Here is a 12,307-nt window from a genome sequence, read left to right as displayed (position 1 = left end):
GGCGGTCCGTCGCCCGGCGGCGGCTAGTCGGCGGCTACAGGGCCCAGCGGTGGACCCGGCCGTTCGGGGCGGTGTAGCTCACGGTCTGCTCGCTCGCGGTGGCCTCGATGGCGAACCACTCACGCCGGGGCCGATTGAGCTCCCGCCACAGCCGGTGGGCGGCTTCGATCGGTTCCCACAGGTCGCGCGGCCCGCTGATGGTGACCGTCGCCCCCTGGGGGGCCTCGTCGACGCGGGCCGCCGAGCCGTCGGCGGGGTCGTACAGGGTGGTGACGTGGAGGCCGCCATCGTTCTCCCCGTACGCGCGGACGACACCGGCCGCCATGTGGAGCTGGGCGAAGAACGAGAACGTCCAGTCGTCGAGAACGCGGGCGGAGAGGCCGGTGCCACGGCGGTGACCGTCGCTGTCCTGGACGACGGGCGCCCGCACGGGTGCGCTCGTGTCGCTCCGGAGCGGCATGAACGCGGCGGGCGTGTGCAGGATGCGCCCGACGGAGGCACCGTCGGCGAGCTTGGTGAGGCGGGCGACCATGCCGCCTGCCAGCGCGCCCTTCACCGGAACGACCATGACACCGCCGGGGCGCAGCCGCGCCGACCACGCGGGCGGGATACGGCGTACGGACGCCGTGGCGATGATCCGGTCGTACCGGCCCCCGGCGGGGAAGTCCCGCGCGCCGTCGCCGTGGAGGACGAGCGGATCGAAGCCGACGGCGTTGAGCCGCGTACGGGCCTTGTCCGTGAGCGGTTCGGTGCGGTCGACGGTGGTGACGTGCTTGTCCCCGGCGAGGAAGCACAGCACGCCGGCGTTGTAACCCGTACCGGTCCCGGCTTCGTACACCTCGTGTCCCTCCTCCACGTCGAGGGCGTCGAGCATGTCCGCCATCAGGCTCGGCGCCGTCGAGGACGAGGTGGGGGCTCCGGCCACCCCGTCGGGGCCCGCGTCCTCGGCATGGACACCGTCCACTTCGGTGACCAGGGGGTCGTCCGCGTAGACGGCGTTCAACCACGCGTCCGTGTCCGCGTCCGTGTCCGTGTCTCCGTCGGTGACGCGCCACGGGACGAACCGCTCGCCGTCGCGGCGGTAGAAGGCGGGTACGAAGGGGTGCCGGGGGACATTGAGGAAAGCGCTCGCCAGGCGCGAGGACAGCACTACGCTTCCGCGGTCGATCTGCCGCGTCAGAGCGACGCGGGCGGCGAGGGCGCGCCGCCCGATGCCGGGGGTATCCGTCACTGGCCGGTTCCTTCCAGGTAGTCGCAGATCGCGGCTGTGATCGGCAGCCCGGTCGCCTGCCGGCCGTGCTGACCGGTGCGTTCTTGCTTTGCTCTGGCTCAACTCACCGCTGCGCGAACGATCAAAGTCCCGATGTGGTCAGGCTCGGGGGCGTCGAGAACCCGCGCTTCCGCTTTCTCGAACCCGGCCCGTAGAAGGAGGCTCTCCCACTTCCGGGGGGTGTAGCTGTACCGGTAGGTGTACATGGCCTTGCCCGCGAATCCTCCCTTGTACATGCCCTGCGGCCCGTACGCGCCGGGGATGGCCGGAGGGTGGGAGAAGGCGAGCACCCCGCCCGGATTCAACCGCTTGGCGACGAGAGGGAGCAGCTTGGCCGGATCGGTGAACCAGACGGCCCCGAAGATCGAGTAGACGGCATCGTAGGTCTCCGTGTTGGAGCTCAGGTAGTCCAGTACCTCAGCGCAGACGAACCGTGCTCCCAACGGCCCCCATCGTTCGGTGGTGTTCGTGACCATGAGGGGAGAGAGGTCCACGCCCGTCGCCTTCACGCCTTGCTGTGCGAGGTGGGCCAGCGCTCGCCCGGTACCGCATCCGATCTCCAGGACGGTCGCCGGATCGCCCAGCAGTTCGGGGCCTGGCCCGTGCCCGGCGTACTGAGTCCAGCAGAAGACGGGATCAGCGTCGAACACCTTGCCCTTGGCGCTCTCCGCGAAGGCGTCCCAGAGTTCGCGTTCGCTTTCGATGTCGTGACGTGCGGGCAATGGCGCTTCCTCTGTGTCGGGGCGGGGCAGGAAGGTGCCCCGCCCCTCGTTTCGTTCGGAGCTTGGGGGCGAGGGCACTCTCCTCCCGTGTCAGTGGCTGTCGGGGACCTTACGTGTACCGGTCGATGGTGGCCGGGGACGCGGACAGGGTGAAGCGGACCGGGCCGGTGCCGATCACGAACGAGTAGGGCTCCCGCCGCCCGAGCCGGGCCACGGCGTGGGCGTGCTCGTGACCGTCTGCCAGCCAGGCGTGCACCGGGCGAGCCGACGGGCGGTCGAACTGGTCGGCGATGTGGCCGGCGCGCTGCGCCAGCCACATGACGGCTGTCCAGGGGGACGGGGTCGCGTGACCGCCGAGATGGGCGACATAGGGGTTGCCCGCTTCGAGGGAGTAGGCGACGCATTCGCACCAATACCCTTGCCGGGTGGGCTTGTTGGCGTGTGCGCCCAGCATGTCGGTCACTCGCGGTGGATCGGTAGCTGGACCCAGACTGTCTTGCCTGTTTCGCGCGGGCGTACTCCCCACTTCTCCGCCAGGGCGTTTACGAGCAACAGCCCGCGCCCGTCGGTGTCTTCGTCACCGGGCTCCTTGAGCACGGGCATCCGCCACTGGAACGAGTCCGACACTTCGAGGATCAGTACGCCGCTTCGGCGTCTCAGCTCCACCTCGAAAAAATCGCCGATTCCCTTGGCGTGGACGACGGCGTTGGTCGTCAACTCGCTGACGACGAGTGATGCATCCTCGATGAGGCCGCCGAGTTTCCAATCCGTCAGGAGTGCTTCGACGTGGTGGCGGGCTTCGGGCACCGAGTCCTTGCGGACCCGGAATCTCTTCACGTTCGTACGCCCGGACATGGCTCCCCCAAAGGTCGGTGGGCAGGCAGAACGGTGATCACTCACCGACCTCAAGCGAGTGCGGAGCGTGACGCAGTTGAAGTTAGGCCCATCCGGGGGCGGGATGCAAGTCACTTGCTATGTAAGCTTGCAAGTTGCTAGGAAGGTGGCTACTCAGAGAGTGCAGTCCGTTACTGTGCGGACTGGCCATTGAAGGACAAGGGGAGGCGTCGTGCCAGCAGGCGGGAAGCCCACAGTGCGTAGTCGGCGACTTGGTGCAGAACTCAAGCGTTACCGTCTCGCCGCTCGGCTCGACCAAGAGCACGCCGCTGAGGCGCTTGGGTGCTCCATGGCGAAGATCAGCCGGGTTGAATCGGGCGTCAGCGCGTCTCGTGTGGGGGATGTACGTGTTCTGCTCGACCTCTACGGGGTTGAGGACCGCAACGTCTCCCGAAGGCTCGAACAGCTCGCGCGGGACTCCAACAAGCGTGGCTGGTGGCTCGATTACCCATCGGCTACCAAGGAAGAGGGATACGCCGACTTCATCGCTCTGGAGACGGACGCAACCTACATTCGCACGTGGCAGCCACTGTTCATTCCTGGTTTGCTCCAGACTGACGACTACGTGAAGGCTCTGATGGATTTGAGCCTATCCTCGCCCAGCCCTGAGGACCTGGACGAAGCGGTGGCGATTCGGCGGGCCCGTCGGCAGGCCATCGAAGAGGGCGGGGCGCAGTATGCGGCGGTCATTTGGGAGCCTGCGCTTACAGTGCCAATGCCGTCACCAAAGGTTCACTGCGAACAGTTGCTCCACATCGACAATGTGGCGCAGCGGCAGAACGTGAGCGTACAGGTGCTACCGCTCTCCGACTGGCGGGCCGCCCACCTGTCGTCCCACTTCGTGATGTTCAGCCTCGGGCCGGAGCCCGCGCCCGAGGCTGTCGCGTACGACACCACGACGAGAACGGTCATCCTTGAGGACCTTGAGGAGATGACCAAACACGCGCGAATCTTTGAGGCGTTGAGGTCCGCTGCACTCACCCCGAGGCAAAGTCTGACCTTCATCCGGAAGGTAATGAAGGGCATCTCGGAAACCGAGAAGGAGCTGGATTAAAGAACCGAGAAGCCGACGGCGGTACCCGCACCGAATGGGCCGCCTTCCTGGACGGCGTGAAAGCTGGGGAGTTCGACGGCTGACTTGGATGCGCGTACAGCACTGTGCCCCGCTCACGGCGACGAGCCGTGAGCGGGGCACAGGTGTTTCGACCGAGAAGGATTAGGCACCCATCGGGTGCCAGACCGTCTTCGTCTCCAGGAAAGCCAGCAGGCGCTCCGTGCCCGGGTCCGCCGACCAGTCGGCCGGTCGCGGGCGCAGGACGCGCTTGAGGTTGTCCGCGGCGGACACTTCCAGTTCCTTGGCCAGTTCGGAGCCGGCCCCCGCCAGATCAATGGCGTTGACGTCCTGGTGCGCGGCCAGTGAGGGCGCGATTTCGCTCGTACGGCCCGAGAGGACGTTCACGACGCCGCCCGGTACGTCGGACGTGGCCAGGACCTCGGCCAGGGACAGAGCCGGGAGCGGGGACTTCTCATTCGCCACGACGACGGCCGTGTTGCCGGTGACGATCGCCGGGGCGAGGACGGAGACCAGGCCCAGGAAGGAGGAGTCCTGGGGGGCCAGGACGGCGACGACGCCCGTCGGCTCGGGGGTTGAGAGGTTGAAGAAGGGGCCCGCGACGGGGTTGGCGGAGCCGGCGATCTGGGCGACCTTGTCGGACCAGCCCGCGTACCAGACCCAGCGGTCGATGGCCGCGTCGACCTGGGCCGCCGCCTTGGCCTTGGAAAGGCCCTCGGCTTCGGCGACCTCCGCCGCGAACTGGTCGCGGCGGCCTTCCAGCATTTCGGCGACGCGGTAGAGGACCTGGCCGCGGTTGTAGGCCGTCGCGCCCGACCAGCCGCCGAACGCCTTGCGGGCCGCGACGACCGCGTCCCGCGCGTCCTTGCGGGAGGAGAGCGGGGCGTTGGCGAGCCACGTGCCCTTGGAGTCCGTCACCTCGTACACCCGTCCGCTCTCGGACCGGGGGAACTTGCCCCCTACGTACAGCTTGTAGGTCTTGAGCACACTCAAGCGATCAGCCGACATTGAGGTACGCCTCCAGACCGTGACGGCCGCCCTCGCGGCCGAAGCCCGACTCCTTGTAGCCGCCGAAGGGCGAGGCCGGGTCGAACTTGTTGAACGTATTCGCCCACACGATGCCCGCCCGGAGCCGGTCGGCCATCCACAGGATTCGGCTGCCCTTTTCGGTCCAGACGCCCGCCGAGAGTCCGTACGGCGTGTTGTTGGCCTTCTCCACGGCCTCGGCGGGCGTGCGGAAGGTCAGCACCGAGAGCACCGGGCCGAAGATCTCCTCGCGCGCGATGCGGTGGGCCTGGGTGACGCCGGTGAAGAGGGTGGGCGCGAACCAGTAGCCGGTGGAGGGCAGTTCGCAGGCCGGGGCCCAGCGCTCGGCGCCCTCCGCCTCGCCCGCGTCGGCGAGGTCGCGGATACGGGCCAGCTGCTCGGGGGAGTTGATGGCGCCGATGTCGGTGTTCTTGTCGAGCGGGTCGCCGATCCGCAGGGTCTGCATCCGGCGCTTGAGCGCGTCCAGGATCTCGTCCGCGACGGACTCCTGGACGAGCAGGCGGGAGCCCGCGCAGCAGACGTGGCCCTGGTTGAAGAAGATCCCGTTGACGATGCCCTCGACGGCCTGGTCGATCGGGGCGTCGTCGAAGACGATGTTGGCGGCCTTGCCGCCGAGTTCGAGCGTGAGCTTCTTGTCGGTGCCCGCGACCGTACGGGCGATGGCCTTGCCGACCTCGGTGGAGCCGGTGAAGGCGACCTTGTCGATGCCGGGGTGCGCGACGAGGTCGGCGCCGGTGGAGCCGTCGCCCGTGATGATGTTGACGACGCCCTTGGGGAGCCCGGCCTGGCGGCAGATGTCCGCGAAGAAGAGCGCGGAGAGGGGGGTGGTCTCGGCGGGCTTGAGGACCACCGTGTTGCCCGTGGCGAGCGCCGGGGCGATCTTCCACGCCAGCATGAGGAGCGGGAAGTTCCAGGGGATGACCTGCCCGGCGACGCCCAGCGGGCGGGGGTCCGTGCCGAAGCCCGCGTAGGGGAGCTTGTCGGCCCAGCCCGCGTAGTAGAAGAAGTGCGCGGCGACCAGCGGGAGGTCGGAGTCGCGGGACTCGCGGATCGGCTTGCCGTTGTCGAGCGTTTCGAGGACGGCCAGCTCGCGCGAGCGCTCCTGGATGATGCGCGCGATGCGGAAGAGGTACTTGGCGCGCTCGGCGCCCGGCAGCGCCGACCACTTCTCGAACGCCTTGCGGGCGGCCCGTACGGCCCGGTCGACATCCTCGGCGGCGGCGTGCGCCACCTCGGAGAGGACCTCTTCGGAGGCGGGGGAGATGGTCTTGAAGACCTTGCCCCCGGCGGCCTCGGTGAACTCGCCGTCGATGAACAGCCCGTAGGAGGGCGCGATGTCGACGACGGCGCGGGACTCGGGGGCGGGTGCGTATGCGAAGGTCATGGGTGCCTCAGTCCACCGTCACGTAATCGGGGCCGGAGTAACGGCCGGTGCTGAGCTTCTGACGCTGCATCAGCAGATCGTTGAGCAGGCTGGACGCGCCGAAGCGGAACCACTCGCCGGTCAGCCACTCCTCGCCCAGGGTCTCGTTGACCATCACCAAGTACTTGATCGCGTCCTTGGTGGTGCGGATGCCGCCGGCCGGCTTCACGCCGACCTGCACGCCGACCGTGTCGCGGAAGTCGCGGACGGCCTCCAGCATCAGCAGGGTGACCGGCGGCGTGGCGTTGACGGCCACCTTGCCGGTGGAGGTCTTGATGAAGTCGGCGCCCGCGAGCATCGCGAGCCAGGAGGCGCGGCGCACGTTGTCGTACGTCGACAGCTCGCCCGTCTCGAAGATCACCTTGAGGTGCGCGGCGGTGCCGTCCGCGCGCCGGCAGGCGGCCTTGACCTGCTGGATCTCCTCGAAGACCGACAGATAGCGACCGCTGAGGAAGGCTCCCCGGTCGATCACCATGTCGATCTCGTCGGCACCGGCGGCCACCGCCTCGGCGGTGTCGGCGAGCTTCACCGGCATCCCGGCGCGCCCGGAGGGGAACGCCGTCGCCACCGAGGCGACGTGGATGCCGGAGCTGCCCAGCGCGTCCTTGGCCGTGCCGACCATGTCGGGATAGACGCAGATCGCGGCGACCTTGGGGACGCCGCGGTCGGTGGGATCGGGGTTGACGCCCTTGGCGCACAGCGCCCGGACCTTGCCGGGGGTGTCCGCGCCCTCCAGGGTGGTCAGGTCGATCATCGAGATCGCCAGGTCGATGGCGTACGCCTTCGCCGTGGTCTTGATCGAGCGGGTGCCGAGGGCGGCGGCGCGGGCCTCCAGCCCGACCGCATCAACGCCCGGCAGTCCGTGCAGGAAGCGGCGCAGCGCGCGGTCGCTGGCGGTCACATCCGCCATCGAGGCCAGTCGCTCCGCGGCGTCGTTGCCGTGTGCGGGTACTACCGCAGGGGGTGCCATGGTCACCAGCTGAGCATATCTACGCGCGTAGCGACCTGTCACCCCCTGGGGGCGGCGGCGTGACTTCGCCGCGCGCTGCGCGGTGAGGGGCCCGTCGCCGCGCGGCCTTCGTCGTCACGCGGCCTTCGTCGCCGCGCAGCCTTCGCCGCATCGCGGGTGGGGCGTTCGCCAGGTGGTGTCGGGGTCCGTGCATGATCATCCGGCTGGTGCGCTGGTGCGCTGGTGCGCTGGTGCGCTGGTGCGCTGGTGCGCTGGTGCGCTGGTGCGCTGGTGCGCTGGTGCGCTGGTGCGCCGGATCCCCGGAACCCCGGATCTGCGAATCTGCGAATCCCCGTTCCGTCCCGGCCGTGGCGGGTGCGGGCCAAGGCGGGGCGCCCGTCGCAGAGCCGGCCGGCCAAGTCAGCGCGCTCTGCGTGAGGAGCGGGGCCGGCCCGGGCCGGCCGGTTCGATGCAGGGGGACTGGACGTGCTCGTAGGCCATCGTGGTCTGCACGTCGGCGACTTCACGGCGTTCGGTGAGGCGGTCGATGACGAAGGCGTACACGCTGTCGACGTCCGGGACGGCGATGTGGATGAGGAAGTCGTGCGGGCCTGAGGTGACGAACAGGCCGATCACCTCCGGCAGCCGTGCCGCCCACTCCCGGAACCCCTCGATGACGGGGCGGGCCGGGGGCCGGATGCGCACCGAGATGAGCGCCTGGACGGGCCGGCCGGCCGCGTCGAGGTCCAACGCGGCGTGGAAGCCGGTGATCACGCCGCGTTCGCGTAGCAGCCGTACCCGCTCCAGCGAGGTGGAGGGGGAGACCCCGGTCTTCGCCGCGAGGTCGCGGTTGGTCTGCCGTGCATCGTTCTGCAGCTCCCGCAGAAGGGCCCGGTCCAGCGCATCAAGTTCCATGAAATCGACCCTAAGTCGTACGACGTGCGGCTACAGGCCGCACTGCTCGGCTGTCTGCTTAGTGTCGTCGGCTATGGACACACGAAAGAACGGCCCGCTCTTCGGTGCGGGTCTGGTGCTGGGCGCGGCCGTGCTGTGGGGCACGGTCGGTCCCGCTCAGGTGCTGGCGTCCAGCCCCATGGCGCCGGCGGCCCTGGGGGGCTGGCGGCTGCTCGTGGGCGGGCTGGTCCTGGGGATCTTCACCGTCCGCCGGAACACCGTACGGGCCCTGGCCAAGGGCGCGGTGGTGCGTCCCCTGCTGGTCTGCGCGGTGTCCACGGGCGTCTTCCAGGCGGCCCTCATGTCCTCGGTGGCGCGGACCGGGGCGGCCCTGGCCACGGTGGTCGCCCTGGGCGTCGCCCCCGCGGCGATCGGCCTGTGCGCCCGGTGGGTCACCGGCGAACGGATGACAGCCGTCTGGATAGCCGGCACCGCCGCGGCCGTCACCGGCTGCGCCCTGTTGCTGACACCGACAAGCGCGGGCGTGGACGCGCTGGGCCTGCTCCTGGCCGTGGCCGCCGGTGTCTGCTACGGCCTGTACACCGTCTTCGCCAAGAAACTGGCTGACGTCGTTCCCGCCGCCCAGTTGCCCGCGCTCTCCGCCCTCTCCCTGCTCGCGGGCGCCGTCCCGCTCGCGCCCTGGATGATCAGCAGCACCGCTCCCGTACAGCAGGGCGCCACCCTCACCCTGACCGTCTGGCTGGGCGTGGCGACCACCGCCCTCGCCTACTGGTTGTTCACCACCGGCCTCACCCAGGTACGCGCGACCACGGCCGGAACCCTCAGCCTCGCCGAGCCCCTGGCCGCCGCGCTGATCGGCGTGCTCCTGCTCCACGAGCACCTCTCGCCGGTGGCGTGGACCGGCGGCGCACTGATCCTCACCGGAATGATCACCATGTGCCTGCCGCCGCGGCTCTTCCCCGGCTCCGCCCGTATGCCGCGGCTCTTCCTCCACGCCGCCCGTACGCCGCGGTTCTTCCCCGGCTCCGCCCGTATGCCGCGGTTCTTCCTCCACGCCGCCCGTACGCCGCGGATTTCCCGCGACAGCCGCACCACGTCCGCCGAAACCCTCGAACCCTGCGCGTCCGGCGCAGGAAGTTCGGGACAGAGGCCGCAAGCCCGCACGTCCGCCTAGCCTTTCCCCGCCCGATCGAACAAGCAAAGAGGATCACATGTCCATGACGAGCGCTCCCGAGACGACGGCGGTCGGCTTCGCGCCCGAGAAAGTCGGCTTCGCACCCGAGGAAAAGGACTACTCCCTGTCCACCCGCCAGGCCCGGCTGAAGTGGGTCGTGGTCGTCAGCTCCGACCTTCCGCCCGGCCGGGCCGCCAACGCCGCCGTCTGCGCCGCCGCGCCCACCGTGGCCTCGGTCCCCGGCCTGCTGGGCGCCGACGCCGCCGACGCACAAGGCGCGGTGCACCCGGGGCTGCCCTGGGCGGGCTGCTCGGTACTCGTTGCCGACCCCGCCACGCTGCGCACCATCCGCGCCAAGGCGGCGTCCCGCACCGACACCTTCGTCGCCGACGTCCCCGTCGACGCGCAGAGCACTCGCGTCTACAGCGACTTCATCGCCGCCGTGGGCGAGGCCCAGACCGCAGACATCGATTACTGCGCCGTCAGCATCGTCGGCCCGCGCAACCGGGTCGACAAGATCGTCGGCAAGCTCCCGCTCATGCCCTGAGCGACGCGCCTTCCGCCGCCGCTCCCGCCGCCGCTCCCGTCGCCGGGGCGCGCGCCGCGGTCCGTATCGATGCCGTACCGCAACGTCCGGTTTTCGGACTGTCAGGCAGAATCGAGCCCATGACGAGCCCGGACGACGCCCCCAAACCCTCGGACGACCAGCGGGAGCCCGCGTACGCCGAGCGCTGCTACCGCTCGCCGGCCTCCATCGGCGCCGGGGTGCTGCTGCTCCTGCTCGCGGGGTGGCTCGGGATCGACGCGGTGGTACGGGGCTCGGGGCGCACGCCCTGGCTGGCCGTGACCGGGCTGGTGTTCGCGGTGCCGCTGATCGTCGCGTATACCGTGCGGCCCGCCGTGTGGGCCGGTGACGACCGCGTCCGGGTACGTAACCCCTTCCGTACGATCACGCTGCCGTGGGCCTCCGTCGAGGCGGTGCGCGCCGGGTACTCCAGCGAGATCATCGCGGGCGGCACGAAGTACCAGATGTGGTCGATCCCGGTGTCCCTGCGCGCGCGCAAGCAGGCCGCCCGGCGGCAGGTACGGGCCTCCCTCGCCGACTCCTCCCAGCAGACCTCCCCGCACGCCCCGGTCGGCGGCAAGCCCCTGCGGGCCGTCGCCGATCAGGCCATCGACGAGATCCGCGACCTCTCCGAACGCAACGCCTCGCGCGAGGGCGCGCAGGGCGCGCCGCAGGTGAAGTGGGCGTACGAGATCATCGCCCCGGCCGTCGTCGGGCTCGTGGCCCTGCTGATCACCTACGTCGTCGCCTGACGGCTGCCCTCCCCGGCCTGTCGTGCCCCACGGCGCGCCGCGTCCTACGGTGCGGACGGCTGACGGCCGCCCCCGGCCCGCCATGCCACGGCGCGCTCGGCTGACGGCCGCCCCGGCCCGCCGCCGCGCCCTACGGCGCGCTCGGCCACACCAACGCCATGTACGCCCCGAAGTACGCCGAGAACAGCGCCGCCGCGCCCAGCACCAGCAGCGCGGTCCGGCGTCTCGCGCGCGCGATGGCCAGGGCGAACGGCAGCAGCAGCGGGAAGGCCGGCAGCAGGAACCGGGCGCGCGGGAAGTACACGCCGCCGCTGCACAACACGATCACCAGCAGCGCGCCCGTGAAGATCAGCAAGGGCGGCGGCTGCCGCTGTGCCACGCACACCGCATACACCCCCGCGGACAGCACGATGACGACCGAGACGACGACCAGGAACAGCTCCGGGCGGGCCTGATAGGTGAGCGTCTCGCGCAGCGAGCGGAGCGTCTCGACGCCGCCGTCGATCTGGTTCGTCCACGTCTTCTGGACCGCGAAGTAGCCGTCCCAGCGGCCGAGCCGCACCGCCACCCAGACCAGGTAGCCGAGCCAGCCGAGCGGGGCCAGAACGCAGCCCGTGACCGCGCGGGCGACCGGCAGCCGGCCGGCGCCCTCGGCGACGCCCCCGGCGCCCGCGCGGCGCGCCCCGCGCAGCGCGAGCAAGGCGCTCACGGACACCGCCGCGGCCAGCGCCACACCAGTAGGGCGGGTGAGACCCGCGAGGAGGGACAGCGTTCCCGCCCATACCCAGCGGCCGGTCAGCACCGCGTACAGCGACCACGCGGCCAGCGCCGTGAACAGCGACTCCGTATAGCCCATCGACTGGACCAGCGCGACCGGCGTCACGCCCCACAGCACCGCCAGGACCACCCCCACCCGGCGCCCGTACAACCGGTCGCCGACCGCGAACACGCCCCAGGCCGCCAGCAGCGAGGCCGTCAGCGACAGCGCCAGCCCGGCGCTCGCCCGGTGCCCCGGCGGCAACGGGTGCGAGACCACCTTGACCAGGAACGGGTACAGCGGGAAGAACGCCAGGTTGCAGGTGTTGCGGGCACCGGTCAGAACGTCGTCGTAGCCCCGGTTCGCGACCCCCAGATACCAACGCGAGTCCCACTGGTTGGCCAGCTGCGGCCAGAGCCCGTGCCCCTTGAGATGCGCCCACTTGGCGAGCACGACGACCCCGAACAGCCGTACGGCCGCATAGCCGAGCAGCGCGGGAGCGGCCCGCCGCAGCGCCCGGCGCAACCGCGGGCCTCTGCCGTTCCGCAGGTGCAGGGGCACGACTCCGTCGGGCGCCGGTGCGGCGGTCGGTGCGCAGGCGGGCGGAGGCACCGCGGCTCCTGGCGGTGGGCTTGAGGACACCCGCCCAGGCTTTCGCCCGCCTGCCGCACGGCGCTGGGCCAGGTGCGACAGGTGCAGTACGGATATCACCCGTACGGGCGGAAGGCCCCTGGTTTGAGAACCAGGGGCCTGCTTAAGAGGGGCGG

13 protein-coding genes are annotated in these 12,307 nt (G+C 70.4%); 4 read left to right on the top strand and 9 right to left on the bottom strand.

Features of this window, described 5'->3' with window-relative positions:
- Positions 1 to 34 precede the first annotated feature (34 nt).
- The 4 genes from AC07AB_RS28370 to AC07AB_RS28355 form a co-directional block, all read right to left on the bottom strand.
- Positions 35 to 1,231 (bottom strand): methyltransferase domain-containing protein, encoded by a 1,197-nt coding sequence (locus tag AC07AB_RS28370; RefSeq protein ID WP_478572428.1) that lies wholly within the window; start codon positions 1,229 to 1,231, stop codon positions 35 to 37.
- 98 nt (positions 1,232 to 1,329) lie between these two features.
- On the bottom strand, positions 1,330 to 1,992 hold the full coding sequence (locus AC07AB_RS28365) for a class I SAM-dependent methyltransferase (RefSeq protein WP_478572425.1): 663 nt from the start codon (positions 1,990 to 1,992) through the stop codon (positions 1,330 to 1,332).
- A gap of 109 nt (positions 1,993 to 2,101) precedes the next feature.
- Positions 2,102 to 2,455 carry a hypothetical protein gene (locus tag AC07AB_RS28360; protein ID WP_478572422.1) on the bottom strand — a complete coding sequence of 118 codons (354 nt, stop codon included), beginning with the start codon at positions 2,453 to 2,455 and terminating at the stop codon, positions 2,102 to 2,104.
- Complete coding sequence (locus tag AC07AB_RS28355) at positions 2,452 to 2,847, bottom strand: ATP-binding protein (protein ID WP_478572419.1); 396 nt, start codon at positions 2,845 to 2,847, stop codon at positions 2,452 to 2,454. The genes AC07AB_RS28360 and AC07AB_RS28355 overlap by 4 nt, the downstream gene beginning before the upstream one ends.
- Positions 2,848 to 3,058: 211 nt before the next feature.
- On the opposite strand from AC07AB_RS28355, the gene AC07AB_RS28350 reads away from it, so the two are divergent.
- Positions 3,059 to 3,940, top strand: a complete 882-nt coding sequence (locus AC07AB_RS28350) for a helix-turn-helix domain-containing protein (RefSeq protein WP_478572416.1) — start codon at positions 3,059 to 3,061, stop codon at positions 3,938 to 3,940.
- A gap of 162 nt (positions 3,941 to 4,102) precedes the next feature.
- On the opposite strand, the gene AC07AB_RS28345 is transcribed toward AC07AB_RS28350, so the two are convergent.
- The 4 genes from AC07AB_RS28345 to AC07AB_RS28330 form a co-directional block, all read right to left on the bottom strand.
- The gene (locus tag AC07AB_RS28345) at positions 4,103 to 4,966 is read right to left on the bottom strand and encodes an aldehyde dehydrogenase family protein (protein WP_478572413.1); all 864 of its coding nucleotides are present in this window, start codon (positions 4,964 to 4,966) and stop codon (positions 4,103 to 4,105) included.
- The gene (locus tag AC07AB_RS28340; protein WP_478572410.1) at positions 4,956 to 6,389 is read right to left on the bottom strand and encodes an aldehyde dehydrogenase family protein; all 1,434 of its coding nucleotides are present in this window, start codon (positions 6,387 to 6,389) and stop codon (positions 4,956 to 4,958) included. The genes AC07AB_RS28345 and AC07AB_RS28340 overlap by 11 nt, the downstream gene beginning before the upstream one ends.
- A 7-nt stretch (positions 6,390 to 6,396) precedes the next feature.
- Positions 6,397 to 7,398, bottom strand: a complete 1,002-nt coding sequence (deoC, locus tag AC07AB_RS28335) for a deoxyribose-phosphate aldolase (protein ID WP_478572769.1) — start codon at positions 7,396 to 7,398, stop codon at positions 6,397 to 6,399.
- A gap of 399 nt (positions 7,399 to 7,797) precedes the next feature.
- A complete protein-coding gene (locus AC07AB_RS28330; RefSeq protein ID WP_478572407.1) occupies positions 7,798 to 8,292 on the bottom strand; it encodes an Lrp/AsnC family transcriptional regulator in 495 nt (164 codons plus the stop codon).
- Positions 8,293 to 8,365: 73 nt separating this feature from the next.
- Between AC07AB_RS28330 and AC07AB_RS28325 the strand changes: the two genes are divergently transcribed.
- The 3 genes from AC07AB_RS28325 to AC07AB_RS28315 all read left to right on the top strand — a co-directional run bounded on the left by AC07AB_RS28325 (position 8,366) and on the right by AC07AB_RS28315 (position 10,783).
- The gene (locus AC07AB_RS28325; protein ID WP_478572404.1) at positions 8,366 to 9,466 is read left to right on the top strand and encodes a DMT family transporter; all 1,101 of its coding nucleotides are present in this window, start codon (positions 8,366 to 8,368) and stop codon (positions 9,464 to 9,466) included.
- 37 nt (positions 9,467 to 9,503) lie between these two features.
- Positions 9,504 to 10,013: a DUF2000 domain-containing protein gene (locus AC07AB_RS28320; RefSeq protein WP_478572401.1), complete on the top strand. Its 510-nt coding sequence runs from the start codon at positions 9,504 to 9,506 to the stop codon at positions 10,011 to 10,013.
- Between the two features lie 119 nt (positions 10,014 to 10,132).
- Complete coding sequence (locus AC07AB_RS28315) at positions 10,133 to 10,783, top strand: PH domain-containing protein (RefSeq protein ID WP_478572399.1); 651 nt, start codon at positions 10,133 to 10,135, stop codon at positions 10,781 to 10,783.
- 130 nt (positions 10,784 to 10,913) lie between these two features.
- Here the strand turns inward: AC07AB_RS28315 and AC07AB_RS28310 are convergent, their stop codons facing one another.
- Positions 10,914 to 12,152: a hypothetical protein gene (locus AC07AB_RS28310; protein ID WP_478572396.1), complete on the bottom strand. Its 1,239-nt coding sequence runs from the start codon at positions 12,150 to 12,152 to the stop codon at positions 10,914 to 10,916.
- Between the last annotated feature and the right edge of the window lie 155 nt (positions 12,153 to 12,307).

The sequence above is a fragment of the Streptomyces sp. NPDC044033 genome (assembly GCF_056434425.1).
This window is presented reverse-complemented; position numbering and strand designations above follow the sequence as displayed.

Excerpts from the sequence above, each read along its gene's own strand:
- AC07AB_RS28355 (WP_478572419.1), bottom strand. The coding sequence starts at position 2,847 with ATGTCCGGGCGTACGAACGTGAAGAGATTCCGGGTCCGCAAGGACTCG.
- AC07AB_RS28345 (WP_478572413.1), bottom strand. The coding sequence starts at position 4,966 with ATGTCGGCTGATCGCTTGAGTGTGCTCAAGACCTACAAGCTGTACGTA.
- AC07AB_RS28340 (WP_478572410.1), bottom strand. The coding sequence starts at position 6,389 with ATGACCTTCGCATACGCACCCGCCCCCGAGTCCCGCGCCGTCGTCGAC.
- deoC (WP_478572769.1), bottom strand. The coding sequence starts at position 7,398 with ATGGCACCCCCTGCGGTAGTACCCGCACACGGCAACGACGCCGCGGAG.
- AC07AB_RS28330 (WP_478572407.1), bottom strand. The coding sequence starts at position 8,292 with ATGGAACTTGATGCGCTGGACCGGGCCCTTCTGCGGGAGCTGCAGAAC.
- AC07AB_RS28325 (WP_478572404.1), top strand. The coding sequence starts at position 8,366 with ATGGACACACGAAAGAACGGCCCGCTCTTCGGTGCGGGTCTGGTGCTG.
- AC07AB_RS28320 (WP_478572401.1), top strand. The coding sequence starts at position 9,504 with ATGTCCATGACGAGCGCTCCCGAGACGACGGCGGTCGGCTTCGCGCCC.
- AC07AB_RS28315 (WP_478572399.1), top strand. The coding sequence starts at position 10,133 with ATGACGAGCCCGGACGACGCCCCCAAACCCTCGGACGACCAGCGGGAG.